Origin of the sequence: Chryseobacterium sp. PET-29, from assembly GCF_025736815.1 — a bacterium.
Classification (GTDB): domain Bacteria; phylum Bacteroidota; class Bacteroidia; order Flavobacteriales; family Weeksellaceae; genus Chryseobacterium; species Chryseobacterium nepalense.
Window position 1 is genome coordinate 2,679,418 of the sequence record NZ_CP107053.1, and the last position, 25,444, is coordinate 2,704,861.

Annotated in this window: 23 protein-coding genes; 11 read left to right on the forward strand and 12 right to left on the reverse strand. The window is 36.4% G+C overall.

Annotated features, from left to right (window positions below; translation table 11 throughout):
* The first annotated feature begins 12 nt into the window (after positions 1-12).
* Positions 13-1,161, forward strand: coding sequence for an N-acetyl-alpha-D-glucosaminyl L-malate synthase BshA (gene bshA / locus ODE14_RS11955; RefSeq protein WP_263601599.1), 1,149 nt, complete (start codon positions 13-15; stop codon positions 1,159-1,161).
* Between the two features lie 204 nt (positions 1,162-1,365).
* Here the strand turns inward: bshA and ODE14_RS11960 are convergent, their stop codons facing one another.
* Entirely contained in the window at positions 1,366-2,106 is a 741-nt protein-coding gene (locus ODE14_RS11960; protein ID WP_263601600.1) for a DUF6261 family protein, read from the reverse strand.
* 664 nt (positions 2,107-2,770) lie between these two features.
* On the opposite strand from ODE14_RS11960, the gene ODE14_RS11965 reads away from it, so the two are divergent.
* The 7 genes from ODE14_RS11965 (at position 2,771) to ODE14_RS11995 (ending at position 7,982) form a co-directional block, all read left to right on the forward strand.
* Entirely contained in the window at positions 2,771-4,387 is a 1,617-nt protein-coding gene (locus ODE14_RS11965; RefSeq protein ID WP_263601601.1) for a hypothetical protein, read from the forward strand.
* Positions 4,378-4,587: a hypothetical protein gene (locus ODE14_RS11970; protein WP_263601602.1), complete on the forward strand. Its 210-nt coding sequence runs from the start codon at positions 4,378-4,380 to the stop codon at positions 4,585-4,587. Before ODE14_RS11965 ends, ODE14_RS11970 begins: the two co-directional genes overlap by 10 nt.
* Positions 4,588-4,604: 17 nt before the next feature.
* Positions 4,605-5,183: a DUF6705 family protein gene (locus ODE14_RS11975; RefSeq protein WP_263601603.1), complete on the forward strand. Its 579-nt coding sequence runs from the start codon at positions 4,605-4,607 to the stop codon at positions 5,181-5,183.
* 110 nt (positions 5,184-5,293) lie between these two features.
* The gene (locus ODE14_RS11980) at positions 5,294-5,821 is read left to right on the forward strand and encodes a hypothetical protein (RefSeq protein WP_263601604.1); all 528 of its coding nucleotides are present in this window, start codon (positions 5,294-5,296) and stop codon (positions 5,819-5,821) included.
* 156 nt (positions 5,822-5,977) lie between these two features.
* A complete protein-coding gene (locus tag ODE14_RS11985) occupies positions 5,978-7,243 on the forward strand; it encodes a DUF2851 family protein (RefSeq protein WP_263601605.1) in 1,266 nt (421 codons plus the stop codon).
* A 1-nt stretch (position 7,244) separates the two neighbouring features.
* Entirely contained in the window at positions 7,245-7,466 is a 222-nt protein-coding gene (locus tag ODE14_RS11990; RefSeq protein ID WP_029297636.1) for a PspC family transcriptional regulator, read from the forward strand.
* A gap of 3 nt (positions 7,467-7,469) precedes the next feature.
* Complete coding sequence (locus ODE14_RS11995) at positions 7,470-7,982, forward strand: GNAT family N-acetyltransferase (RefSeq protein ID WP_263601606.1); 513 nt, start codon at positions 7,470-7,472, stop codon at positions 7,980-7,982.
* 13 nt (positions 7,983-7,995) lie between these two features.
* Here ODE14_RS11995 and ODE14_RS12000 read toward each other — a convergent pair whose 3' ends face one another.
* Together ODE14_RS12000 and ODE14_RS12005 are read right to left on the reverse strand one after the other, a co-directional pair.
* The gene (locus ODE14_RS12000; protein WP_263601607.1) at positions 7,996-8,772 is read right to left on the reverse strand and encodes a carboxypeptidase-like regulatory domain-containing protein; all 777 of its coding nucleotides are present in this window, start codon (positions 8,770-8,772) and stop codon (positions 7,996-7,998) included.
* 23 nt (positions 8,773-8,795) lie between these two features.
* Positions 8,796-9,533: a carboxypeptidase-like regulatory domain-containing protein gene (locus ODE14_RS12005; protein ID WP_263601608.1), complete on the reverse strand. Its 738-nt coding sequence runs from the start codon at positions 9,531-9,533 to the stop codon at positions 8,796-8,798.
* A 180-nt stretch (positions 9,534-9,713) separates the two neighbouring features.
* On the opposite strand from ODE14_RS12005, the gene ODE14_RS12010 reads away from it, so the two are divergent.
* Positions 9,714-12,854 (forward strand): UvrD-helicase domain-containing protein, encoded by a 3,141-nt coding sequence (locus tag ODE14_RS12010; protein WP_263601609.1) that lies wholly within the window; start codon positions 9,714-9,716, stop codon positions 12,852-12,854.
* A gap of 76 nt (positions 12,855-12,930) precedes the next feature.
* Here ODE14_RS12010 and ODE14_RS12015 read toward each other — a convergent pair whose 3' ends face one another.
* The 8 genes from ODE14_RS12015 to folE form a co-directional block, all read right to left on the reverse strand.
* Positions 12,931-13,437 (reverse strand): ferritin, encoded by a 507-nt coding sequence (locus ODE14_RS12015; RefSeq protein WP_072883991.1) that lies wholly within the window; start codon positions 13,435-13,437, stop codon positions 12,931-12,933.
* A gap of 123 nt (positions 13,438-13,560) precedes the next feature.
* Positions 13,561-14,013 (reverse strand): hypothetical protein, encoded by a 453-nt coding sequence (locus tag ODE14_RS12020; RefSeq protein ID WP_263601610.1) that lies wholly within the window; start codon positions 14,011-14,013, stop codon positions 13,561-13,563.
* Positions 14,014-14,356: 343 nt separating this feature from the next.
* Positions 14,357-15,373 carry a hypothetical protein gene (locus ODE14_RS12025; protein ID WP_248390357.1) on the reverse strand — a complete coding sequence of 339 codons (1,017 nt, stop codon included), beginning with the start codon at positions 15,371-15,373 and terminating at the stop codon, positions 14,357-14,359.
* A 139-nt stretch (positions 15,374-15,512) separates the two neighbouring features.
* Positions 15,513-18,164, reverse strand: coding sequence for a 4-alpha-glucanotransferase (locus tag ODE14_RS12030; protein ID WP_263601611.1), 2,652 nt, complete (start codon positions 18,162-18,164; stop codon positions 15,513-15,515).
* A 122-nt stretch (positions 18,165-18,286) separates the two neighbouring features.
* Positions 18,287-19,453 (reverse strand): T9SS type A sorting domain-containing protein, encoded by a 1,167-nt coding sequence (locus tag ODE14_RS12035; RefSeq protein ID WP_263601612.1) that lies wholly within the window; start codon positions 19,451-19,453, stop codon positions 18,287-18,289.
* Between the two features lie 203 nt (positions 19,454-19,656).
* Positions 19,657-21,123 carry a cysteine--tRNA ligase gene (gene cysS, locus ODE14_RS12040; protein ID WP_263601613.1) on the reverse strand — a complete coding sequence of 489 codons (1,467 nt, stop codon included), beginning with the start codon at positions 21,121-21,123 and terminating at the stop codon, positions 19,657-19,659.
* A gap of 128 nt (positions 21,124-21,251) precedes the next feature.
* Positions 21,252-21,887 carry a hypothetical protein gene (locus tag ODE14_RS12045; protein ID WP_263601614.1) on the reverse strand — a complete coding sequence of 212 codons (636 nt, stop codon included), beginning with the start codon at positions 21,885-21,887 and terminating at the stop codon, positions 21,252-21,254.
* Between the two features lie 25 nt (positions 21,888-21,912).
* Complete coding sequence (folE, locus tag ODE14_RS12050) at positions 21,913-22,578, reverse strand: GTP cyclohydrolase I FolE (RefSeq protein WP_248390338.1); 666 nt, start codon at positions 22,576-22,578, stop codon at positions 21,913-21,915.
* 97 nt (positions 22,579-22,675) lie between these two features.
* Between folE and ODE14_RS12055 the strand changes: the two genes are divergently transcribed.
* The gene (locus tag ODE14_RS12055; RefSeq protein WP_263601615.1) at positions 22,676-23,830 is read left to right on the forward strand and encodes a hypothetical protein; all 1,155 of its coding nucleotides are present in this window, start codon (positions 22,676-22,678) and stop codon (positions 23,828-23,830) included.
* Between the two features lie 16 nt (positions 23,831-23,846).
* The gene (locus ODE14_RS12060) at positions 23,847-24,332 is read left to right on the forward strand and encodes a hypothetical protein (protein ID WP_263601616.1); all 486 of its coding nucleotides are present in this window, start codon (positions 23,847-23,849) and stop codon (positions 24,330-24,332) included.
* Between the two features lie 92 nt (positions 24,333-24,424).
* Here ODE14_RS12060 and metF read toward each other — a convergent pair whose 3' ends face one another.
* Positions 24,425-25,384 (reverse strand): methylenetetrahydrofolate reductase [NAD(P)H], encoded by a 960-nt coding sequence (gene metF / locus ODE14_RS12065; protein WP_263601617.1) that lies wholly within the window; start codon positions 25,382-25,384, stop codon positions 24,425-24,427.
* Positions 25,385-25,444: the final 60 nt, after the last annotated feature.

Genomic DNA, 25,444 nt, shown 5'->3' on the forward strand with positions numbered 1-25,444 from the left:
AACAATACATCAATGAAAATAGGCATACTTTGCTATCCCACCTACGGAGGAAGCGGAATTGTAGCAACAGAACTGGGAATGTCACTTGCCAATAAGGGGTATGAAGTTCACTTCATCAGCAATGCACTTCCGGCGAGATTGGATATTACCAATCCGAATATTTTCTTTCACAGGGTAAATGTGCAGACCTATCCCCTGTTCCAGTATCAGCCTTATGACATTGCATTGAGCTCAATGATCTACCGTGTTGTGAATCTCTATAAGCTGGATCTTCTTCATGCCCATTATGCTATTCCTTATGCTTATGCCGCATTTACCGCAAAGCAGATGTTGAAGGAAGATGATAATGACATTCCGCTGGTTACTACCCTTCACGGTACTGATATCACACTGGTTGGGCAGCATCCGAGCTACAAACATGCTGTAGAATTTTCCATTAACCAGTCTGATGCGATCACTTCCGTATCCGAAAGCTTAAAAAAAGACACTCTTCAGTTTTTCAATATTAAAAAAGAAATTCAGGTGATTACCAATTTTATTGATAATTCTGAATTTGATGAACCTAGTGACTGTCAAAGGACACAATTTGCAAATCCTGATGAAAAGATCCTGATCCACGTTTCCAACTTACGACCTGTAAAAAGGGTGGATGAAGTGCTTCAGATATTCAAAAGTGTACAGAAAAAGGTAAAATCGAAATTAATCATTATCGGGGAAGGGCCGGATATGGAGAAGGTTAATCAGTTCCTTGAGGAAAATCCTGACCTAATCTCAAAAATCCGTTTGCTTGGAAAGGTAAACGACCTGTACCGAATTCTTCAGTTATCCGATGTCTTTTTGCTGCCTTCGGAACAGGAAAGTTTTGGTCTTGCCGCACTGGAAGCGATGGCTGCTTACACACCGGTTATAAGTTCCAACGCGGGAGGAATTCCGGAAGTGAACATCCAGGGTGAAACCGGATTTTTAGCGGAAATCGGAAACGTGGAAGCCATGAGCAACTATACCATTAAACTGCTGAGCAATGAAGAACTTTTAATTGAAATGAAGAAAAATGCGAAAGAGCAGGCCATTAAATTCGATCTGAAAAACATTCTTCCTATCTATGAGGAAATGTATAGAACGACTATTGAAAATTTTAAAAATGCACTAACTAAAGTATAGGGTTTTAGAATCTAAAATACAGGCTGCATTTTTGGTAATGCAGCCTTTTTTGTTTGATGTTATCAATTAAACGTTAAGATTTTATAAGGTTTAGAGAGAGTTAATAAAATATCTTTAATATTCCATAAGAATTAATGATTCATTTTTGATCTCCCAACTCAACCCCTTCTCACATTTTACTTCTTACATCTTACTTCTCACTTTTCACATCTCACTTCTAGCACCATTCTCCGGAGCAGCCGTATCCTTACGATTCACCAGCAGTACATTATATTGATCCGTAAGCGCATTCAGCTGATTGATGATGGTGACGTATGGCGACGGCGGTGTTTCCACCAGAAGATGAAGCGCATCGATCCTGTCACGCAAAGCATAGTACGCGGCATTCACCTCTTCCCTTTTAGACTTAATGGTTTCCGGGTTGGCATCTCCGTATTCCTGGGTTCGGGAAAGATATTTTGTATTGAATAGGTCATTGGCCGTTTTCATCTCATTGATCCATGCAGAAAGATTAAAGGAGGCAACCGCATCAATAAGTTCGGGTTTATTTTCCCAATCCCTAGTGAGATTGTCAAGCGTTGCCGTTTCTGCCTGATAGTTTAAACGCGAAATACCGCTTCCATACAGAGCCATATTATCGAGAAGCAATTGTGCCTTCTGTTTTTTATCTGCTTCGAAATGATAAGAATGCCCCAGAAGAAAATAATAAATTCCGTTGATGGCATTATCCCTTCTTTCAGCCAACAGCAAGAGGTCCTGTGTCTTCTCATTAGCCAACGCTTTCTTATACAGATTTTCCAGCTCGGAAATTCGGGCATTGAATGCTGAAAGCTTGGCATCGATCTGTAAGGTTGCAGGGTTGTTCAGGGCGATAATTCCTGAGAAGTCTTTTACGTATTGCAGGTATTCTGCATTGCGAAGTTTTGGTAAGTCGATAAAATTCATTTGTGTATATTTATTATTAAACCATATGATGTGATTAATTATTTTATTCCGGCAGGCTCTGGTATAAAAATCCCTTCGGACGTTCCCGAAAACCTCCTGCAGGCTGCAGGAAGCTTTCGGAGTTTCCCGAAAAACCGTTGCGAGGGTGCGACAAACTTTCGGGTGTTCCCGAAAAGTCATTGCAGGAGTGCAACAGCTTTTCGGGAAAACAGGAAATTACTTGCTGTTTTCAGCCTGGCTTTTCCAGAAAGCAAGCTGGTCTTTCAGCTCAAATAATTTTTCAGCTAATTTACTATTTTTTATAACCCGTTGTGCATTTTGATTCATTTTCGTCTCTTCGAGTAGATTTTTTAAAAAATCGTATCGAGAAGTTTATAATTTTGAAGAGAGATTCCATTCTCGATACATTTTTTCTCCACTTTGTTGCGAAAAAACACTCGAAGTGACGAAGCTACTATCAAAATTTTTCAAAATGCACAATCGTATTTTTTATATTCAAAAAATATAACTTTTGTTGGCGATTTTACAACTTTAGTTCAGATGCATGTGAAATATTTTGTTTAGATTTGCCGCACAACTATAGATTGGTTTTATCTCTTTCTAACCCTACGGATAAAACATGCATCTATTAGGTAAGAATTAATTTAACACACAACAAATGCAAATGATGAGAAAGAAAATTTCATGGCTGTTTTTATTGACAGTATTCCTCAGCTTCTGTTTACATTCCTGCCGTACCGAGGATTTTATGGAGCAGGAAACCCAAAAGCAGACTGCCAATTATAAAGTCTATATGATAGACAAAAAGCAGCTTACCGCAGACTTTGAGCTTTTCAGCAGGCTTTCCCAGATCCAGGAAGTATTCTCCGAAAGAAAAACAAACGCTAAAACTACGCAAGACGGCTTACTGGATGGTGCCGTTATCGGCATCAGCAAGGTGCTGGTGGTGGAAGATGAAAACAGGCAGAAGACCTATACCTTTCCCCTGAAAAGGATATACCCATCCAATAAAATAGAAAACCTGGTGCTGAAAAGAAATCCCGACAGCACCTTCTCCGGGATGCTGGTGCAGTATGATCTTACGGCACAGCAAAAAGATCTTTTCAACAGGTGGCATACCATAGACCTGAAATCTAAAACGGAGATCTATGACATCAATAACCTACACATCAACACCCAGGCAAGAATAGTAAACTACCAGATAGGATGCCTGAATATAAGCTACGAAGACGGAAAATGCGCTTCGGCATGTGCCCATACAGACCCTTCTCAATGCCAGCTTTCCGGTGCCAATGCTCCGCAGCCGCCAAGAATCCTTTCAATAACGGCAATTCCCGGTTGTGGAGGCTCAGACGGCGGGATAGAATGGCCGCAAACCGGAACCGGGAGCTATCCTGTAGGGACAGGAAGCAATACCTCTGCCGGAGGAGGGGATGCCAATACCATGATGTTTGATGAGTACGACCTTACGTACTACAACAGCGATGATATGACGGACCCGGATTTCATCTTCTGGAGCAGGGTAAACCAGTTTATACAGGCACAGCCGCAGATTGTAAAAAACTTTAATAACGAATACCATTATGTTTTCTACTTTGTGCATACGTTCTTCAAAGCCAATGGAATGACTGATGCCAACAAGCTTTTTGTAAGCCAAAGGCTCCAACAGATTGCCCAATGGTACTATGATCCCACTACGGGAACCTATCTCGATTATAACCAGAAGCTTGCTACAGCAATCCTTGCCGTAAAGTATATGCTGGAGAATCCTACCGTAACCTGGGAGCAGTATAGGAACCAATTTTTAACGAATCCATGCGAAAAAACAAAATCCACTCTTAACAACCCCCAAAGGCAAGCCAAAATTCAGGAATTAAGAGATAAATCTAAAACCAGCGGGGAAAAAGCTTTTATGACAAAAGCAGACGGAACGCAAAGCCAGATAATAGAGGGTGCCGATCATAGTGTTCAGCTGGGTAATCTTACAGGATATCAAGGGTATTCTCACAACCACACCCCACAAGGGATCAAAATGTTTTCTTGTGAAGATATCCACAGGCTTTTTGAATTTATTTTCAAGCAGCCTACGGGAACGCCTGTAGATGGACCTTTTGGAGAGATGATAGGTTCGCAGGTCTGCCCGAACTGCCCCGGAGGTTATGAATATTACGATTATATCATCCGGTTTAACGGCCTTCCTTACGAAGCTACCAATATTTATCAGACAGTTTATGATTTTAAGGACTTAAAAGAAAATATACAGATTTTGAAATGGAACTGAGAAATAAGGCAGGGTATTCTTCTCAAAACGGAAATTTCATCAGTACCAAAGGATTGGAAGAAGTATTTTTTTATGCCCTTGACAAAATGGGAATTGATAAAAATAAAATGATTTTACAAAAAGTAGATCAGAACGGAAAAGTAAGCAATATAACCCTGGATGCCAACGGGAAACCTCAGGATATCCCTTGTCCAAACTAATTAAATAATAAACAATTATGAAAAAATTACTCGTATTATTCGCTATAAGTATGACTATATTAGCTTGTAAAGCACAGCAAATTTATCCTCTTAATACATTCTTTGAAGATGTTCCTAATTACTCATACATGAAAGACCTCAACAATTACCTTCCCCCTTATGTGGGCACATACAAGGCTACGTATCAGGGAAATGAAATCACCCTTTATATTACAAAAGAAGATAAGTATCTTAAAGATTATGGTCCCAACGATAGAAAATATTACCAGGATGTTCTTCATGTAAAATATACTGTAGAGAAAATATCAACAGGTGCTGTATTGCAGGATAATCAAAACCCTACAAATCCTGATATAAATAAAATTATAAGCAAAAGAACAAATGATTTAGATAATAACAGCGTTGCGTTATTTTATAGTGGCACTAATTGTGGTGTAGGTTGGGGAAGGATAACGCTAAAAAAAGTCAGCAGCACACAGATTAGCTGGTCGTATTATCCTAATGATTCTGTTTTAACTAATGAAAGCTGTCCCGGAAATCCGGATATCACCATTTATCTTCCTGATGCCGAAAATCTTATTTTTACCAAGCAATAATTTCAGAGGCTCTCCGGAGGGTATTGTTACCTTAACACAAGTATGAAAATTATATCACTTTATGCACAAATGTATATGAGTTTATTATCATTTATCAAGTTTAAATATTTATGAAAAAAATAATAATTCTGCTTTTAACTTCCAACTTTACAATCCTGTTTTCTCAGATAACTTACTTAGATGAAGATGATAAAATAATTACTGAGAAGGAATATAATTCCCGACAAATTTCTTTTGGAAAGCTTAAAGTATGTAATGATTCATTACAGAAATGTAAGATTATTTCTACCCGATCAGAAGAAGGGACCATTGATTCAGATCGTATAATAACCGATTTGGAAAAGCTACTGAAAATACAATTGGATGTAGATAAGCCAACAATTATAAGTTTTTACCCAGGTGCAGATGAATGTAATTTAACAGGTTCCGCCACTGCTCGTAGCAAATTTTTATGGCATAAAGAGCTGGAAAAATTGGCTGATAAAATTAAGAGCTCCAATTATCTTTACATTTATAAAAATAAAACTAATTTAAAGCAGTTTAAGAAATCACAATGGTTTAAAGATCCTAAAAAATATAATAGAGAATACTTTTTTCCAATATCATTACCCATGCAGCAGTTATGTAATTATCTATGATAACAAATACAGAAGCTACTTCGGAGAATATTCGCAACAACAAGTTGTTCAGGATTTAAAAACAATCATTAAATAAATATTACGAGTAAAAGCTGCCTCAAAATGAAGGCAGCTTTATTGTTAACAGCAATTTCCTAAATTAGCAAAAAAACACGCATGACTGAAAAACTACTCCAATATCTTTGGAACCATAAGATCTTTAAACATTTCGACTTCAGGGATATGGGAGGAAATCCCATTGAAATTATTGACTTCGGGAAATGGAACACCGATTCCGGACCGGATTTTTTAGAGGCTAAAATTAAAGTCGGCGGCGTTATTTTAGCCGGACACGTAGAACTTCATATAAAATCTTCCGACTGGATCTTCCATAATCATTCCCAGGATCCGAATTATCAGAACATTATCCTTCATGCCGTTTATGAACATAACATAGACATTGATGAACTGAATAATAAAAACATTCCGACATTGGAACTGAAGCACCATATTGATGAGGGTATGCTTTGGAAATATGAAAAGCTGTTAAGTGGAAATCAGTTCATTGCCTGCGAAAGCAGCTTCAATCCAAAACATATCCCTGTTGGTTTTTATGAACAAAATATCCTGAAAAAACTGAATGAAAAAGCTGAAGACCTTGAAAAAAAACTGAAGAAATTCAACAATAATTTTGAAGCCATTCTGTTCCACAGCCTTGCCTATTCTTTCGGACTGAAGATCAATGCTGAGATATTCAGGCAAATTGCAGAAAGTATTGACTTTTCAATTGTTCTTAAAGTACGCCAAAACAAAACGCAGCTTGAAGCTTTATTATTCGGGATTGCGGGGTGGCTGGAAGATCCGAAGGATGAATTAGTAAAAATCTGGAAAAGGGAATTTGATTTTTTAAAAGCAAAATTTAAAATATCTGATGTAAGAATCCATCCTAAATTTTTAAGGCTGCGTCCTCCTAATTTCCCCACGCTGCGTCTGTCTCAGCTGGCGGATTTGTATCATCAGCACCAGAATTTATTTTCAAAAGTTGTTCATGCAAAATCAGCAGAAGAATTGTTCAGTTTATTTAAAGAAATCAAAGCTTCGGAATATTGGGACAATCATTTCAGCTTCGGAAAAATTTCCACGGTACATCAACCCAAAGTATTGAGCAGAGACTTTGTAGAACTTATCATCTTAAACACAATCCTGCCTCTGAAATATACGTACCACCGATACCACCATGAAGAAATTACAGAGGAACTTCTTGCTTTTTATAAAAATCTGCCTGCAGAAAAAAACGCGGTGATTGACAGTTGGAGTAAAATGAATATAAAAATCCTCAGCTCCCTGGAAAGCCAAAGTTTCATTTATCATTTCAATCATTTTTGTGTACAAAAAAATTGCTTAAATTGCAGTATTGGATTTACACTTTTAAAAGAATCTTAAAATGCTAGATAACATCCGCCACAAAATGGAAAGAGAATGGTTCGGTGTTCTTACGAGAACCGGCGCAAAACTGGGTATTCCGGTATCCAAACTCAGAGTATTTTTTATTTACTCTACTTTTGCTACGGCAGGATTTTTCTTCCTGATCTACCTCGGACTGGCATTTACACTATGGGTGAAAGATATTTTCATCACCAGAAGACCTAATGTTTTTGATCTTTAAACTATGGAATTTTTACAGATTACTTCCCCTGAAGATTACAGAGTTGAGCAGATTTACGGTTCATACTGCACCACTTTTTGTGAAAACGAACGAAGAGACTGGGAAAAACTGGTTCCTTTGTTTACAAATCCTAAAGTAAAAATCCTATCTATCCTCCACGAATCAAACAATATTGGGTACCTCATTCTTTGGGAACTCAGCACTTATACTTTTGTGGAACATTTTGAAGTTTTCGAAGAATTCAGAAACCAGAAACTCGGCTCACATATTACAAAATATCTTTTTGAAAACTATCCCAGAATAATCCTGGAAATAGAACCGGAACATGTGAATGAAAATGCGGCAAGACGCTATGCCTTCTATCAGAGAAACGGCTTCCGCCTTATCGATGAAATGTATGTACAGCCAAGTTACGGAAAGGGTAAAAAACCTCTTAATTTATGGTTATTATCCAATTATACGCCAGAGAATGTAAAAGATATTAAAGATGAAATTTACGATATTGTGTATCATTAATATCTGAACCTATTTATTTTCCGACAGAACTTTCCTTCAATCTTTCAACGAACACCGGAAGAGATTCTTCCATTCTTGATAAAGCACCTGTGAGGTTTTTAGCCCTTACAAAAGCTCTTGTCTGTGGTTTGTCTAAAAATGAAAATTCAATAAACTCGGAGATCCTTTCTTTGGGAATGCCTTCTTTGATGAAATAATCATCCTCTACCCTTTCGCGAATCCATGCAATATCTTCCTGGAGGTCATCATATTTATACTGCCTTTTCATTCGCCTCGCATCCCCGCTAACAACATCATAAAGCCCCTGAATATTGAGATTTCCCAGCAAAATAGGAAGTAACACCTGTTTTATATCTGCCGGTGTTTCCCTCATTTTCCCAACAGGTTGCGGAAGTCCTACAGCATCTTCCACCAACTTTCCTTTATCGATTTTGGCCATCGCGCGGGAATCCTTTTTGATATCGCCGGTAAGGTTGGCGATTTCTACTTCTTCAATCTGTTCAGCGATTCTTATCAGTTTAATCGTTGCTTTATTTTCTGTAAGATATTTTGCCTGTATAGAAGACCTTTCATAGCCGGAACGTATGAACCGTAATTCATCTTCAGGCGCTGCTTCGATTGAAAAAGTTCCGTCTAAGGCAGTATAAGTCCTTTTCTCTGAAGAGATATTCATGATCATTACAGCAGGAAGCGCAACGCCGTCTTCATCAGTAATGGATCCTTCTATCGTTTTTTGTGAAAATACATGGAGAAAAGGAAATATTACAAAAATTAAAAGTTTGATTCTCATTACTTTTAAGATATATAATGAACCTAGGGAGTTTTATAGGCCGAGATTCTGTTTAGTACAGCATTTTTAAACCTGTTCAGATCCGCTTCGGTAACATAGCCGTATTTAAGGATATTTTTTCTTTCAAAACCCGTTCTCAGTATATAAAGGATAAAATGCTGTATCTGTGCTTTTTCAATTTTAAGATCTTCAAAAAACTCTGTTCCAAGGGCATTCTGCAGGTAATTCAGGAGATCCATATCATCCCACTTGTTTTTAACTTTTCCCAGAGAAAATACACCTTTTGTTACCGGCTGTACAAATTCCCCCGCACGCGGTGCTAAAACCGAAGGTGCTGATTTTCGCTTCATGTAGACAGCAAGATCACTCTTAAGTTTCTGGACTTTCCTTGGAGGGTTAAGGTTTTTGGAATCAATTTTAAGATCTCCTGTAATTTCTTTTTTCAGTTCTACTTCTGCAATAAGTGTTGCCGATCTCATGAGCGTAATATTAACAGGTGCACTGATGTTTTCTTTATTGATTTTTCTGTTGGCTCTTTCATAACCGTTTTTCACAAACCGAAGCTCATCTCCTGCTCTTCCGGATATCATAAAATGGCCGTCGCGATTGGTTGAAATTCTTTCGTCAGTCCTTATATTAATGACCGTAACATCGGAAATTTCATTATTATCTTCAGAAGTCACCTTCCCGAAAATATAATCCTGGGCCTGAATATTGATGAAAAGAACGGTAAATAAGACAAAAAGTAGTTTAATTTTCACGGAAAGTTTTTTATTAGAGCAAAACTATAATTATTTTTAAATATTTCGGGAAGTTTAACCACAGTTAACGCGTTTTAGCATTTCTTTTTGATTTATAGCTTTAAAACTGTTAAATCAACCGCTCAATTTGTTAAAATTTCACTTAAAAATTAAGTAACTTGCACATTGATTCCAATCGAAATGCAAAATTCTTATACCGTTATCAATGCTTCAGCCGGCTCGGGAAAAACCTATGCGCTGGTGCAGCGGCTTTTGATGATCTGTCTCCGGTATCCTAATCAACAGCAGTCGATCAGGAATATTCTGGCACTCACTTTTACCAACAAGGCAGCCAACGAAATGAAAGAAAGAATCCTGAGCTGGCTGGGAAACTTCTCGTCGGATGATTTCGCGGAAAATAGTGATCTGAAAAATATCCAGAAAGCGTTTGAACTTGAAGGCATTAAGATTACCATTGATGAACTTCATATCCGTGCAAAAAAACTACTGGATTATGTTCTTCATAATTATTCTACTCTGAATATCGGAACTATAGACCGTTTTAACTCCAGACTTGTAAGAAGCTTTTCTTATGAATTGGGTCTGGCTAAAAATTTTAATCTTGAAATTGAAGCCGAGCCCTTCCTTATTGAAGCCGTGGATAAAATGCTTGACCAGATCGGGGAAAATGAAGTGATTTCCGAATCGTTCATGGATTATGTGGATTACAGCCTTGAGAATAATGAAAGAATTAATTTAAATAAAAACCTGTATGATTCTGCGAAAGAATTTGTGAAGGATATTCATTATGAACATCTGAAAAACAATAAAGACTTCGACAGCACGAATTACGAAAATATTAAAAATACACTTCGTAAAGAGATTGTATTAAACAAAAAACAGGCGAGTGATCTTGCCGCAAAATCGATAGAATTATTCAGGTCGAAAGGTATTGAGATTGAAGATTTCGCGCAGGGCAAAAATGGAATCGGCGGATTTTTCACTAAAGTATTAGATTTTTACCAGCAAAAAAGAACGGGTTTTCCTTTTCCTACCACTGCAGAGGAATCCGTTGTCAATAATTACCGTAAAGGAGCTTCTTCAAAATCAAAACACAAGGAAGGTGATATTTTAGAAATTCTTGATCAGCTTCTTGAAAACAGGATGCAGCTGATTCTTCTTTATATTGAAACACAGAAAAAAGAGAAAATCCTTTCCGCACTTTTACCACTGAAAGTAAATAAAGATATCCAGGATGAGCTGAGAAAAATTGAACAGGAAAATGATCTTGTGCTATTAAGCAAATTCAATATTCTGATCAACGAAAATCTTAAAAATGAGCCGTCTGCTTTTATCTATGAAAAGGTAGGATCCCAGTTTCAGCACTATTTTTTTGATGAATTTCAGGATACCTCCGAGCTTCAATGGCAGAATTTCCTTCCGCTGAGAGACCATTCCATTTCTACTGAAAATACTTCGTTTACATTGGTTGGAGATCCGAAACAGAGTATTTACCGTTTCCGGGGCGGAGAAAGCAAACTGATGCTTGATATTATCAACAAAAAAGAAATTACTCCCAAGGAAGCCGAACTTCTGGTACTGAAAGACAACTGGCGGAGCGCCAGGAATATAGTCCGTTTCAATAACGATCTGTATCGCTTTCATTCTGATATCTTAGAAGAAGAGCATAAGAATATTTTCGGGACAGACGCAGAACAGACGCCGAGATCTTCAATGGAAGGTCGTGTAAAAGTAAATTTAATTGAAAATCTTACGAATGAAGATTTTTATAATGATACTTCTGAAAGAATGCGGAAAGATATCCAGGAAAGCCTGGACAATGGTTTCAGATTCTCAGACATTACCATTCTCTGCCGCGGGAATTTTGACATTTTCAGTTATTCCCAGAAATTAGGAAATCTGAAGGTAAATTATAAAGGAGAGGAAACGAATATTAAAACAATTTCTGACAAAGGTTTAACCCTGGAGCTTTCCAATACGTTAAAAGCCGTGATCGAATTCCTGAAATGGGAGGTTAATCCGAAGAATAAACCCAACCTGATTATGATGATGTACTATCTTAACCAGCTGGGAAGAATTCATATGGCAGATTTTACCCTGGAGATGAAAGAAATCCTTGATCTTAGCTCTCATGAAGAAATTTTAGATTTCATCCAGAACAGGTATGCCTTAAAGCTTAAGCAGGATCATTTCCCGAGATTTAATCTTTATAATTTTGTAGAATATTACATCAACGAATTTTCCGTTGAAAGTAAAGAAACGGATTTCCTGCTGAACTTTCTGGAAATGCTTTTTAATTTTACCCAAAATGCAGGGGCAAGTACTAAAGAATTCCTTAAATATTGGGACGAAGAAGCTTCTGCGTATACAATTCAGGCTTCTGAAAATATTGATGCGGTACAGATCATGACCATTCATAAGGCTAAAGGTCTGGAATTCCCAATCGTTTTTATCCCGATGATGAATAAAAACCGTGATGCCGAATTTACCAACTGGTTTGAAACTTCAAAAGACACTCCGCTAAAGTCGGTCAACATTAATCAATTCAGCAAAAATCTGGAGGTTTACGATGAAGAAATTGAAAAATTCAACAGACAAAATTCATACAAAAACTTTGTAGACCGGCTTTGCCTGCAGTATGTTGCCACAACGCGACCTGTGGAACAGCTTTTTTTCTATATCCAAAAAGCCAATAAAACATCAAATAATCTTGAGCTGCTGGAGTTTCTCCAGTCGAAAAATCCTGAAAATCTTGATGAATTTGATCTGTACGAGGTTAGTCCTGAAATGCTGAAAAAATATTCGAAGGAAAAAATTTCATCTTTTAAAACCAAGGACATCCGGGTTCTGAAAAACATCAGTGAAAACAATACTTCAATAAAAATCGCAACCCCTTCCAAGAACTATCAGGTAAGAAATGAAAAGGTGAGAATCGGTCTTTTTGTGCATGAACTTTTATCTCAGATCAATACCGCAAAAGACGTTTCTAAAGTTCTGGAATGCTATATTCTTGAAGGTCAGGTAACCCTTGAGGAAAGCCGTACGATACATTCCGAACTTAAAAAAATCATAGAAACCCATGCCGAATTCTTTGATGAAAAATGGGAAGTTATCAATGAAAAAGACATCATGATTTCCGAAAACGGTGAAAGTAAAGTGTACCGGCCCGACCGTATGCTGAAAAGTGATGAAGGCTATATCATCGTTGATTTTAAAACGGGAGAAGAATCTTCCAAAAATGAACGCCAGATTGAGAATTATAAAAATATTCTTGAAAAACTGGGCAAAAAGGTTTTGAAGACAAGGTTGATTTATTTGTAAAAATCAAAAATATGATGAAATTTTTCGGCGGCACCAAAGGTGCCGCCGAAAATTTTTATCATTAAGTCAATTCAATTTATTCTCCTTTAGGATTAAAAACCCTTTGTGCCAATTCCTGGTCAAAAAGATATAGTGCTGAAGGGTTATCAGATACCATCTTAATTTTTGTTACCAGTTGTGAAGCACTTGCTTCCTCTTCCACCTGTTCATTAATGAACCACTGTAGAAATGAAGTGGTGGCAAAATCACCTTCATCATTGGCATTTTTAACGATATTGAAAATACTTTTTGTTACTTTTCTTTCGTGCTCCAATGCTTTTTCAAAAATATCAATTGCTCCAAGGAATTCATGTGGAGGCTTAGGAATTTCACCGATGATTATTTCTCCCCCCACATCGTTAAGGTAATCAAACATTTTATCGGCATGCATTAATTCTTCCTTACTCTGCACTCTGAAATAATTGGCAATCCCATCAAGATCTTTTCCCGAAAACCATGCGGACATTGACAGATAATATTGTGCAGCGTACTGTTCGTGAGCTATTTGTTCGTTAATTAATTTTGCAATTTTCTCGCTAACCATAGGGTATAAATTTACTTTCAAAATTAGGGAATAAACTCTTAAAACAAAAGTTTTAGTAAAAATTAATAAAAAAGGGCAGGATAAATCCCGCCCTTCAACACATTAAAAAATCAAAATTATAAACTACTTTGTTGCATCCGGAGCTACCGTATTCATTGGCTTATGCATTCTGGCACCTCTCTCTTTCATCGCCATTCTTCTTTGCTCCATTTTAGCTTTTCTGTCGGCCTGCCATTTATCATATTGCTGAGGTGTTAAAATCTGCTTCATTTCAGCATCCATTTGTGCTCTTTTAGCTTTCATCTGCTCCGCTCTCGCCTGTCTTTCACCTTTATTTTTTTCAAATTCAGTTTTCATTTCAGCTTTTCTCTTATCATGAAGCGCTTTAATTTTATCAACCTGTGCCTGATTTAAATTTAAATCTTTCTGCATTTGAGCCATATGCTCCTGTTCTTTTTGCTGAAACTTCTGCTGCATTTCAGCTTTTTTTGCCTGTCTGTCCTGTGGAGTAGTCTGTTGAGCCATTGCAAAACCTCCGAATCCGATAAATGCTACCGCTAATACTAATTTTTTCATATTACAAATTTTTAAATATTTCTTGTATATCTTTTTGATTATCCATTAAAATGAAAGTTAAATAGAAAATATCACAATTATTGTTAAAATTAAATATGAATAATTCAACATTAAGTACTAAAAAAAGGCAGAATTATTACTCTGCCTTCACACCACTTAAATATAATATATGAAAATCTATTATTCAATTATTCTCTCTATATCTTTTTGATAATTAGTTAAAACAAAAGTTAAATGCAAAATATTATAATTATTGTTAAAATTAAATATGAATTTCATAAATATAAAAAGAGCAGATTTATAAAACCTGCCCTTCACACCACTTAAATATAATATATGAAAATTAATTCTTTGCAAATCCGTTTCTGAAACCGCCGTTACCTCTCTTTTCACCACCATTATTCTGCTGTCTCGGTGCGGTATTTTCATTTCTTCTGAAACTTCCTTCATTTCTGAAGCCTCCGTTATTTTCTCTTTTAGGAGCCTCTTCTCTTCTAACTTCTCCACCTCTGAATCCACCGCCTCTGTTGCCATTATTTTCAGCTCTTGGAGCACGGAATCCACCATCATTTCTTACACCGCTATCATTACCTCCTCTGAAACCTCCGTTATTTCTCGGCGCATTACCATTATTTCTGAAACCTGAATTATCATTACTTTTATTTCCAGCATTATTGTTGCGGAAGCCTCCGTTATTGCCATTATTACCATCTCTCACCGAACCCCGGAATCCATTATTTGGTCTGTCGCTGGATCTTACAATATTAAAGGTAGGATTGTCCATTCTTCTGAATTTCGCCCTGTCTACTCTGTAAATATTGATATTTACATTTCTGTATCTTGGCATCGGTCTGCAGATTGCAGCATAATGTGTTCTTCTGTAATTCTGGAAATACACTACCGGACTGTATCCTCTGTAATAATTATTCTGGAACACTACAAAAACCCTTGGACCCATGATTCTCTGTAAAGCATAGAATCTGTCATAATACCATCTGTCCGGATTGTATCTGTAGAATCTGTTCCATGATGAAAAACTTATATACAGATTATTCAGTCTCAGGATCTGATCGATCTGCCATGGATTTAGCCTGTTTTGGGTAAAAAATACATTCCAGTTAATATTAACGATACTGTTTCGGTAATCGTTGTAATTACTCTGATAATAATTCTGTGGATAATAATCCTGTGGATAATTATAATAGTAATCATCCGGGAAATAATTCTGGTCATCTTCATCGCTGTAATAGCCACCGTCATTCTGATAATATCCGTCATTGTCATATCCGTAATCCGGATACTGCTGAGCAAAGGAAAAAACTCCGAGACTCAAAGCAAAACCGATCAATATTTTTTTCATTTTTAAAGTCGTTAATTGGTTAATAATATAGTAGAATTCTTCATTCTATCTTTTGGATATAAATAGAAAAAAGAAGTTAAATCTTTCGATAAAACTTCTTTTAATTATACGTTAATAAATTGATAATCAATTGTTAAATTTACAACCTTCCACTATCTTTGATCCAATATGCTATCTTTTTATTGAAGTCGGATTCATGTTTAAGGTCTTCAAGCTTTAGATGCATTCTATACCTCCAATAATGTGGAAAAACGGCAGGATTATTAATTCTTTCGTTATCCATTTCAATATTAGCCAATCGCTGATCGGTTGCCAGAAATTCCTGTATCGGGAAAATAGCCAGCATTGCATCATTATAAAGATGTTGTTTCATAATAATTTCAGCAAGATAAGGATCAAGATTTTCCGGTGCCTGTCCGTACTGGATCAGTTGAAGGTTAAAATACTGCTGGGTAAGTGAGGGGTTTTCTTTCCACCACTGTCTCAATGTTGAGCTGTCGTGAGAAGAGGCCGTTACCACATTCAGGTATCCTGCATTTTTAGGATTATAAAAAGGAATGTTATCGGATGGCATTCTCTGAACTTTCAAAGCAACGATTGCCAATTCATCCATTACTACCGGAACACAATCCGGAACCAGCCCCAGATCTTCACCACAAATAAGCATTTTGGTGGCATTCAGGATTACAGGTAATTTTTCCATGGCTTTTTCATACCAGAGATGATCCTGCCTTTTAAAGAAATAATCATGGTACAGATCGTATATTGCTTTCTTTTCCCAATCCGAAAGATATTTGTACGATTCTGTGTTATATACATTAAATCTCGGATGATAAACTATCTGTCCGTTTCTTTCTTCAATTAAAAATAAAACATTGGCACAAAGTGATATAAGCTGGCTTTCAATTGGTCCGCGAGGATTTTTCCTGAAGAAATCCGACAATTTTCTTTGGGTATTGAATTCTTCTTTAAAAGAATAAGTGCCGTCGTAATTATTGTCAATAAATTCAAGCGCATTTGCGTTTTCTTCTCCGAAGTAATTCCAAAGAATCTGATCATTGATATACGGCTTACAATACCTGTCGAAATTGAAAGGAATATTCCATTTACCGAATTCCTCCAGCGTAACCGGAACGGCAGGGTAAAAATATCCTAAAATTCCCTGTGTTGCGGAAATCGGCATTCTCCAGATCCTGAAAAAACCTAAAATATGATCAATCCTCATCGCATCAAAATACTGCTCCAATGCTTTGAACCTGTTTTTCCACCACTTGTAATCATCCGCTTTCATGGCTTCCCAGTTATAGGTTGGGAATTCCCAGTTCTGTCCCAATTCGGTAAACTGATCCGGCGGTGCTCCTGCCTGAAAATCCATTCCGAATAACTCAGGCTCCGTCCATGCTTCTACTGAATATCTGTAAATCCCGATTGGAAGATCTCCTTTAACGGAAACACCAAGTCTATGCGTGTAGTCAATAGCATCTTTCAATTGCCTGTGAAGCTGATACTGCACCCAGGCATGCAGCATAGACGCATCATAATCTTTACTTTTTGCGCTGAAAAAAGGCGCAATTTTTCCGGCAATATATTTTTTATGCGTCTTCCACTCGTTGAAATTCGGGGTTTTATATTTATCTCTTAAAACACAGAATGCAGCATACGGAATCAGCCAGGATTCATTGTCTTTAATAAATTTTTTAAAGTTCCTGTCTTTATATATTTTCTCTTTATCAGCATCAAAAACCGCTCTCAGGTATTTCCATTTTCCTGAGATCATTTTCTCATAATCGATCAGATCAAGTGCATTCAATTCAGATTTTTCAGCTTTATATTCAGCAAAAAGATCCTCGGGCAACGGGAAGTCCAGCTGTTCCAGAGCAATATACTGCGGATGAAGCGCATAGACAGAAACTGCTGCATAGGGATAAGAATCTGTCCAGGTATAATTTGCAGTGGTATCGTTGATCGGCAGAATCTGAATAATTCCCAAGTTAGTTTCTTTCGCCCAATCTGCCAGTTTTTTAAGATCTGAAAATTCTCCCACACCAAAGCCGTCATCTGTTCTTAAAGAAAAGATAGGAACAGCCACTCCGGCATCGTGATACATCTGGTAAAGTTTGAATTTAAAATAATGGTCTGCAACGACATGCAAAACATCTTTGGATTGATTGGGAAGGGCAAAACGGTTTTCGCCAGCTTCTACATCAAATACTTTTCCGGATGCTTTATCATAAAGACAGTATTTATATTGTATAAATTCATTTTCTGGAATTTCAACTGAAGTTTCCCAGATACCGAAATCCGTCTGCGACAACTGAATAACCTTATCATAATCCCAATTTCCAAGGGAAGCCGTACTGCCGAACAGGACAACCGCCCAGTCGGGATTATAGATGGGCGCTTCAATTCTAAATAAATGGGTATGCTTTTTTAAAACCGATATTTTTTCGGGTTTAAATGTATTCAGCTTATTGTAAAGTATTTTATTGTTAAGGTAATTTTCAGGAAAATTTTTGTTGTTCCAGCGATCAAAAATAATAAACTCTTTATAATTATGAGGGAAATTCAAACGATGCAGGACAAATTCTTCACGCAGCATACTTCCTTTTTCATCTATAACCTGATATTGATAAGAAATAGATTTTGAAAAGTAATCCACTTCACATTTCCATTGTCCGTTTTCTTCATAAAACATAGGATGCGTCTGCGATACAGCATTTTCTTCGCTGATAACCAGCTGAAGTCTTTCTCCGACTTTTGTACTGTAACCTACATTAAAGTATATCTTCATTTACATTTTTTTATAAAAATACATTATAATATCGAAAAATAAAACTTATTGAATATCAAATATTCATTAAAAAAACCTTCTCAAATATTTTGAAAAGGCTTGATATATTGTAAAGATAATGATTATTCTGTCACTACAATTTTCTTATTGAGTAATACTTTTCCGGATTCATCCGTAATGTTTACGAGATAGGCTCCGCTTACAAGATTTCTGAGATAGACCTGTTGTCTCAAAAACCCGTCTTTTACAGATAAAGCTTGTGTGAGGACATTCTTACCGGAAAGATCAAAAATATTAAGTTTTACAGATCCTTTTACCGTTTTGTCATTAACATTAATATTGATTAATTTTTCATCTACTCTTGTAGGATAGAGATCAATATTTGCGAAGACATTTCCTAAAGCCGCTTTATCATTTGCAAAATACTTGCTTGCAAGATCATAAATATGCAGATTTTGCTCTCCCAGAAGCTGTTTGGCCTGTAAAGTATTGAGGTCCACTTCGTATAACGGAGCTCCTTTTGCACTGGCAATAACAACATTCCCTTTTGAATTAACTGCGGATCCATTTACCGAATAATTATCAGGAATTCCGGCAATTTTACCGATAAATTTAGCTTTTAATTCTTTTGTCACGACTTTAAATACATTCCCTGATGCGGAAAACACATAAAAATTACCTTCTGCATCAGCAATCATATCACCACCAAAACCGGTTTCCATGATCGTGAAAGAACTTTTGCCGTTGGCAGCATCATCTGTAATGATACCCAGATCAGTGACGTTATATTGATTTCCCGATTTACTTATTTTGATAAACTGTGTCCCTACATTATTAATTGCGTAAATACTTCCGTCATAGCCTGCAGTCATTCTTGTAAAATGAGAATTGATATCGCAGGAAGTAACTCTTGCCACGTTATTTTCAACCAATGTTATTTCGCGTGATTTTGCGTTTAAAACATAGATATTTGAAGAAAACATTGGCATATAAACCAGATTATTGTTGGAAGCATCGTAAGCCAGAGTCGCCATATTCACAGCCTGGGCGTTGTTATACGTATTCTTATCTTCCGTTACAGCACCATTTCTGTTTTGGGAAAAAACTTTTGAAGAAGAATCTGCCGTAAAAATTACCTCTCCGGAAACTCCTCTGTTTGCATCAATAGTACGGAAATCGTTAAAAATAATACTTGGTGAATCTTTACCGACAAGCGCAAAAAAATCCTGTTGCGCAGAAGCATTAATACCGATAAACAGCAAAAATAAAGGGAATAGATGTTTTTTCATAGTATATAAATTTTAATTTTTAATCATTTTATTATGACTAAGTTACGTATTTTTTGAATTCATTTTAAAAAAATTTAAGGTTAAAGAAGAATTTTGAATTTGAGCTTTCTGTCAATTCGCTTTGCTCCATTCAGAATGATATCTATACAAAAAAACTCCCACAAAACAACTGTGAGAGTTTATAATATAAATATTTAAAAATTCTAATTTAAAACGTATGTTGTTCCATCCCTACCGTCTTTCAGCTCGATGCCTTCCGCAAGAAGCCTGTCGCGGATCTGGTCTGACAGTTCAAAATTCTTTGATTTTCTAGCCTGATTTCTTAATTCAATCAAAACCTTCAGCGTCTGATCCAGTTTTTCGTTGTTATTTTCTTCAATAGTCTGAAGGCCTAAAACATCGAATATTAAAGCATTTAAAGTAGATTTCAAATCTTCCAAATCATTTTTTGAAATGGTTTCTTTTCCATCCTTTAGAGCAAAAATATATTTTACAGCTTCAAATAAATGCGCGATAAGAACCGGTGAATTAAAATCATCGGTCAATGCATCATAAGCTTTATTTTTCCATTCTTCAAGGCTAAAACCGGATTGCTTTTCATCATTCGGCGTAATGGATTGTAAAACTTTAACGGCTTCCATTAACCTGATGAATCCTTTTTCGCTGGCCAGCATGGCATCATTGGAAATATCCAAGACACTTCTGTAATGTGCCTGCAGGAAACAGAAACGTACAATTGCCGGATGGAAAGGCTTTTCGAAAAAGTCATTTTCTCCGGTTACCAGCTGCATCGGCAAAATATAATTCCCCGTTGACTTACTCATACGCTGAGAATTCATGGTAAGCATATTGGCGTGCATCCAGTAGTTTACCGGAGCGCTATCATTGCATGCTTTACCCTGTGCAATTTCACATTCGTGGTGCGGGAACTTCAAATCCATGCCACCTCCGTGGATATCAAATGTTTCTCCCAAATATTTTGTACTCATTGCGGTACATTCCAGATGCCACCCCGGAAAACCTTCTCCCCAGGGAGAATTCCATCTCATGATATGTGCCGGGGAAGCTTTTTTCCAAAGAGCAAAATCCTGAGGATTTTTCTTTTCACCCTGCCCGTCCAGATCACGGGTATTTGCGAAAAGTTCCTCAATATTTCTTTTCGATAATTCGCCATAATTTAATCCTCTCCTATTGTATTCCAAAACATCAAAATAGACGGAGCCGTTGCTCTCATAGGCAAATCCTCTCTCAATCAATTTCTGTGTAAGTTCAATCTGCTCCACAATGTGACCCGTTGCGGTGGGTTCAATATTCGGAGGCAATAAATTAAACATTTCCAGAACTTTATGAAAATCTACCGTATATTTCTGTACAATTTCCATGGGTTCCAGCTTTTCAAGGCGGGTCTGCTTTACGAATCTGTCGTTGTTAACATCTCCGTCATCGGTAAGATGGCCTGCATCAGTGATATTTCTGACATATCTTACTTTATACCCCAGATGAGTAAGGCTACGGTAAATGAAATCAAAAGAAAGGAAAGTTCTTACATTTCCCAGATGGACATTGCTATAAACAGTTGGTCCACAGACATACATCCCGACATTTCCATCTAAAATGGGTTTAAATATTTCTTTTTCGCCGGTAAGCGAGTTGTATATTTTTAGTTGCATGATTTAATAAGTAGTAATTAATGATTAATAAATGATTTTTAAATTTAATTCAAGATAAATCTTTCACAACAAATAATGGTTGTGATAAAAATTTTATCTGAGATTTTTTTAAATTTTATCATTATAATTTACTTCCAGAAGTGAGGTTTAATATAAAAAACAGTATCAATAAAATATAACACTCCTTTTTGTGTAAGAACATTTTCGTCATGTAAGTCTTCCAGAATAATTCCTAAAGAAGGATTATAATAATCATTGTTTCTTATATTTTCAAATCCATTATTACCAAGAAAACTTTTGACTTCTCTAAGATCAGTTAATTGATCTAATTTAACAAATCTTTGTTTTACGACTGCATATAAGATATCCGAATTCATATAAAATCCAATTAACTCATAAGCTGTATCCGGAAAAAAATAATTATTTAAAAGGAGATTATGAAAGTAATCCAACCATGATTCATAGTAAATAGAATCATTAAGTTTCAAAACAGAACTATCATCTTTCAAATACACTTTTTGTTCCGCTCCTTCTGAGACAAACAGATCAAAGTCTATTGTATCATACCAAAAGTTATTAGAATTAATCCAATTAATTAACTCTAATGTTTCTTTTCTTTTGAAAGGCTTTTCTTTTGAAGCCAGTTTGCCTGTTTCTTGGCTTCTTCCAAGGTAACCGGCGATTGCTTGGATAATATTTCCATGCTTAACTTCGCTCTTTCCTGAAAGGATATATTGGAGTTCATATTTGATATCATTTAGCATTGTTAAAAATAGTACAATTTTTCATTTAATCCAATTTCGCATGACTTCCCACATAGTGAAGGAATTCCTGTCTTGTAATAGGATTGGTCCTGAAAATACCACTTAATTCTGCAGTAATGGTAGAGCTTGCCGTATCTTTTATTCCCCTGCAATTGACACAAAGATGTTTTGCATCAATGATACAGGCAACATCTTTTGTACCCAAAGCTTCTTTTAAAGCATCAACAATCTGCATGGTAAGCCTTTCCTGAACCTGTGGACGTTTTGCATAATAGTCTACGATTCTGTTTATTTTTGAAAGCCCGATCACTTCACCGTTGGAAATATAGGCAACGTGTGCTCTTCCGATAATCGGCAAAAAATGATGCTCGCAGAATGAATATACGGTAATGTCTTTTTCCACCAGCATCTGGCGGTATTTGTATTTATTTGAAAAGGTAGAAATGCCAGGTTTATTTTCAGGTAGAAGTCCGCCAAAAATTTCGTTAACGTACATTTTGGCAACCCTGCGCGGGGAATCTTTCAGAGAATCATCCGTCATATCAAGTCCTAGTGTTTCCATGATTTCTCCAAAAAGTACAGTTATTTTTTCTATTTTCTCTTCTGGTGATTTCTCAAAAGCATCTTTCCTGATAGGCGTATGTTCTTTTCCAGTGAAAATATCATCGTCGTTGTCCGTAAAATCAACCATTTTTATTTAATTTGCACAAAAATACGGATAAAATCTGTTCGTCATATTTAATTTAGCCGAAAAACATTATCTTTCGCCGCCAACATCACTTTACGTTATGATTATTGCTGAAGAAGTACAAAGCAAAGCCCGGGAAAGGGAATTTTTAGAGTTTCCGGGAAGACTTTATCAAAATGACCCAAACTATATCAGACCTTTAGATAAAGACATAAAAGAAATCTTTAATCCTGAAAAAAACAGATTCTTTAAAAACGGAGAATGCGCCCGGTTTTTGTTTAAAAACAAGGAAAATGACACCGTAGGAAGAGTTGCCGTATTTGTCAACAATTTTTACGAACAGCAGCAGCCGACCGGCGGAATAGGTTTTTTTGATTGTATTAATGATCAGAAGACGGCGGACTTTATTTTTAATTACTGTGAAGAGTGGCTCCAAAAAAGAGGAATGGAAGCCATGGACGGATCCATCAATTTCGGGGAGCGGGATAAATTCTGGGGTGTACTAACGGATGGCTTTGAACAGCCTCTGTATGGAATGAACTATAATTTCCCTTATTATAAGGAGCTTTTTGAAAATTATGGATTCAGGATCTATTTTGAGCAGCTCTGTTTTTCAAGACCTATTTTTGCGGAAGTTTCACGCGTTTTTATGGTTATGCATGCAAAGCACCAAAGAAATCCTGACATTTCGGCTCAACCCATGAAAAAGAATGCCCTGAAAAAATTCGCAAAAGATTTTACAGAAATCTACAATAAAGCCTGGGCGGCTCATGGTGAAGGAAAATGCATGGAAGAATCTAAGGTACTGAAGATGTTTAAAACCATGAAACCTATTATTAATGAGCATATTTCCTGGTTTGTGTATGAAAATGAAAAGCCTATTGCCATGTGGATGAATATTCCCGATCTGAATCAATGGTTTAAATATATGAACGGAAAATTTGGCTTTTTTCAAAAACTTAAATTCTTATGGGTAAAAAGATTCAAGAAAAATGAAAAAATGGTAGGCCTTGTTTTCGGGGTGGTTCCGGAATGGCAGAGGAAAGGAATTGAAGGATATATGATCTGGGAAGGGACACAGCATTTAAGAAAGCATACTGATTTTAAAGTTACGGAAATGCAGTGGATCGGAGATTTCAATCCTAAAATGATTAAAATTGCTGAAAATCTTGACACTACGGTAACAAGGAAACTGGCAACCTATCGATATTTATTTGATCGTAATAAAGAATTTGAAAGACATCCTACACTATAATCTAAAAATATATTTTATGAATTCAGTATTTGTTTTACTTGTTTTATTTCTTTTCATCATATTATTGATTCCTGCCATTATTTTTCTTATCGCCTATCTTGCTGCGAGAAGCCGAAAGAAAAAGCAGAAAGTACTGCTCGAAAAAATAGGAACTCCCCAATATTATGCTTTTGTAAGATACAATATGGGAAATACACAAAATGAATTCTTTAAGCTCAAAGCATTTCAGGGCAGTGGAATTTTATATGTTGAAGGCCGAAATATTTATTTTGAAGATACTCTACATCAAAATCCGCACGTATTTCCTATGAGTGAAAGCAACATCAAATGGGAAGATGTTAATATTGTAAACGGACTTTTGAAATGGTTTTCTATCGCCGATCAGGAGAAGAAATATTATTTCAATATTGAAAGCGGAATGTTTATTTTCAATCTTGATTCTTCGAAACCTACTACCAAAAGTGTTTTTGATAAATTATTACAACATCAGAATGAAATTTGATGCGTTTAGTTTTTGGCGGCATGGAGCCGCTACAAAAACTAAAATAAAAAAACCTCATCCTGGATGAGGTTTTTTTAGATCGTATGAGTTTATCAGAATAATGCTCCCGCTACTTTTTTAATATTGTCACTTTTACCCATTGAATAAAAATGCAGTACCGGAACACCGAAGTCAAGCAATTCTTTGCATTGATTGATTGCCCATTCTATCCCGATTTGTTTTACAGCATCATTATTCCTGGCGTTTTCCACTTCGCTGATCAGTTCTTCAGGCAGGTCAATTTTAAAGACTTGGGGAAGAAGTTTCAGATGCTTCTTCGTAGCAATCGGTTTGATTCCCGGAATAATAGGTACCGTGATACCCATTTCGCGGGCTTTGGTTACAAATTCCATAAATTTTTTATTATCAAAAAACATCTGCGTTACAATATAATCGGCTCCGGCATCTACTTTCTGTTTCAGCCATTTTAAATCATAATTCATGGAAGGTGCTTCAATATGCTTTTCCGGATAACCTGCTATGCCGACACAGAATTTATTGTGCTCATCACACTCCTGGTCTTCATTGTGCAGATATCTACCTCTTCCCAGATTATTAATCTGATGAACTAAATCCATCGCACTGGCATGACCACCTATAGTGGGTTCAAAATACTGATGTCCTTTCATGGCATCACCACGAAGCGCCATTACATTATCGATTCCGAGGTACATACAGTCTACCAGAAGATATTCTGTTTCTTCTTTGGTAAAACCTCCGCAAAGCAGGTGCGGAACGGTATCTACATTGTATTTATGCTGAATAGCAGCGCAAATTCCCAACGTTCCGGGACGCATCCTTGTAATACGGCGCTCCATCAAACCATTTCCTTTATCAATATAAATATATTCTTCCCTGGAAGTTGTTACGTCAATGAAAGGCGGTTTGAATTCCATTAAAGGATCAATATTTTTGTAAAGATCTTCGATTCCGATGCCTTTTTGTGGCGGAACGACTTCGAGCGAAAATAAGGTTTTTCCGTTTGCGTTTTTTATATGGTCGGTGATTTTCATTATTAGTTAAAATAGTAAGTTTTGTTTTAATTTATTTTTGGAGGTTTAGTTTTCGCGGCG